The following is a 2,247-nucleotide window of genomic DNA, read 5'->3' as shown; positions in this document are numbered from 1 at the left end:
CAATCCAACTGGCCCGAAGGACATGAAGAAAAAGCAATCAATTTTGTAAAATACCTGGAAAGCAGAAGAGACTTGACATTGACAAAACAGAATTGGGCGACGGGGATAATAATTGCGGTGAAAAAGTGAGCAAGTGCAGCACTAGCCTACATAGCTTAGCGGCCAGCAGGAGTTTGCAACTTCGAGCACAGAAAAGCCGTAAGTTTGCGACTTAACTGATTGTCGCAACTTCCAAATGCAGCATCAGATAATTGATAACCCTTGGCAACAAAAAAGACAAATGTACAAACTAGTTTTCCGCATAATATTGTTATCCATTTCTGAATGGATGTCAAAATTATTTGGCCAGAGTAGTCCAAGGCCGAAATCTATTTTGGAACAAGAACTGGAAAAGCGAGACCCAACCAAACCCATAAAATTCGGGCATAAGTGTATCTGGGCGGCAGTTAAAACGGAAGACACGAACAGTCTTTTGAAAGCTTTACGATTGGAGAAACAGCGGAAGGCAAATTGGGTGGAAGGGAAATTGCAAGCAAGAAACGGGGAAATTTTTGTTCTGCCACCAATTGAAGGTTGGATTTTAATTTTAGGTTGGGGTTTGCCAGAACCTGGTTATATGGAGGGACGTGAAAGAGCACAAAGATTTTTAAATGGATTGAGCCAAAAATTTGGTGAAGCGCAGATGTTTGGCAACTTTCGAGGGAGCGGATCGGCCTTCTGGATGAAATCTGTAGATGGCAACACGGAAAGATTATACTACATAGGAGATGGCAACAGCTTTATTGAAGGAGAGCCAACCAGCGTTGAAATGAAATGGGATTTGATTGATACCAATAGTAAAGATGCCGAGCAAGAAGAGTATTGGGAAAAGATGCTTTACCCCGATGCAGAACACGTGCTTGAAGTAGCCAAAGCATGGAGTTTAAACCCAATGGAATTAGAGGAAAAGGAAAATGTCGGGGAATATGGCTATCTCGGACGATTAAAATTAAAATAAATTAAGGGGAGCCAAGGTGAAAAAAACTAGTTGAGCCAATTCCTCCCCAAAAACCAACCCCTCCGCCCAACGGAACATCTCGGCCCAGACCCGGAGGGGTCGCCCAGTGTAGCGAGGGGATTGATCCGCACAAAATTTGGCGGTCTGAAGGGGAAGGCGTAGATTTGGTCGCTGCTTAACTACCACGGCTTGGCTGGACTCCTTTGCATTTGGTGTGTAACCGTCGTCCCTCCAACCCCATCTTGCCAGCCTTGAGAACCAGCCTGACCTTCGCAGGGAGCAACGGCAAGCCCCACAAACACTTTCCCCACCAAAATCCAACAAATGTCGAAACCCCAATCCACCACCCCCTTTCACCTGACGCCCACCCTCAAAGAACCCACCTTTTAAACTTAGAAGCCGCCCCTGGCAAAAGGCTAAGAACTTGGTGCTTCCCGTCGGATAAAAGGCAATAAGCTGCTATTTTGGACGACAATGCAAACACAAACAGACCAATTAAAAATTTACAACTATGACAAAGATTAAATCACTTTTGCTCGGACTTCTTATTCTGACTGTCGGAGTAACAGCTTACGGCCAAACAAATAGGTTTGACCTAGGCGTTGAGGGCAGCCCGAGTGTAACATTCCTACGTGGAAACGACTTTATTGATGATAACCATGAATCGGCAATTGGATTTTCTGGTGGGCTTTTTTTTCAGTACAATTTGAAAAAAGGTTGTTTCACTGCGGACAAATGTCGCCTTTGAAAGAAAGGGTTCTGTATTGACTTCACAGACAACCGACATCAATGGAAATCCTTTGGGAGAAATTACTGTAAACACTAATTTTAACTACTTGACTTTACCCATTCTTCTTCGGGCGACATTTGGAAAGAAATTTCATTACTTTATAAATGCTGGACCCTACTTTGGCTATTTAATCAAACAAAACTTTGTAAGTCAAGGGGATAATTTTCCCGTTACCACAAGTGACAACACCTCACTTATTAAACGTTTTGACACTGGCATTTCAACAGGACTTGGTCTTTCTGTTCCTATAAAAACAGCGTTTGCATTTTCATTTGAAGTGAGAAACAACCTTGGGCTTTATAACGTTAGCGCTGTGCCAGTTGCAAATATGGGAACTATTAAAACAAATTCAACAAACTTACTCTTAGGTTTCACTTACAAACTTGGGCAACGGACTTCAGATACAAAGTAACCTTGGGGCCTTCGACCGCCATCGGCATTGGGCCGCCCATGCGATCAG

At 43.4% G+C, this 2,247-nt stretch carries 3 protein-coding genes; all 3 read left to right on the top strand.

From position 1 onward, the window contains the following. Positions 1-235 precede the first annotated feature (235 nt). Positions 236-997, top strand: a complete 762-nt coding sequence (locus H9S92_RS13845) for a hypothetical protein (RefSeq protein WP_187466173.1) — start codon at positions 236-238, stop codon at positions 995-997. 511 nt (positions 998-1,508) lie between these two features. Continuing rightward, positions 1,509-1,745 carry a hypothetical protein gene (locus H9S92_RS13840; RefSeq protein ID WP_187466914.1) on the top strand — a complete coding sequence of 79 codons (237 nt, stop codon included), beginning with the start codon at positions 1,509-1,511 and terminating at the stop codon, positions 1,743-1,745. Between the two features lie 16 nt (positions 1,746-1,761). After that, positions 1,762-2,199, top strand: a complete 438-nt coding sequence (locus H9S92_RS13835; protein ID WP_246463820.1) for an outer membrane beta-barrel protein — start codon at positions 1,762-1,764, stop codon at positions 2,197-2,199. Positions 2,200-2,247 lie beyond the last annotated feature (48 nt).

This window comes from Neolewinella lacunae (assembly GCF_014349155.1).
In the GTDB taxonomy this organism is placed as follows: Bacteria; Bacteroidota; Bacteroidia; order Chitinophagales; family Saprospiraceae; genus Neolewinella; species Neolewinella lacunae.
The sequence above is the reverse complement of the archived record's forward strand: the minus strand, read 5'-3'. Positions and strand labels throughout refer to the sequence as shown.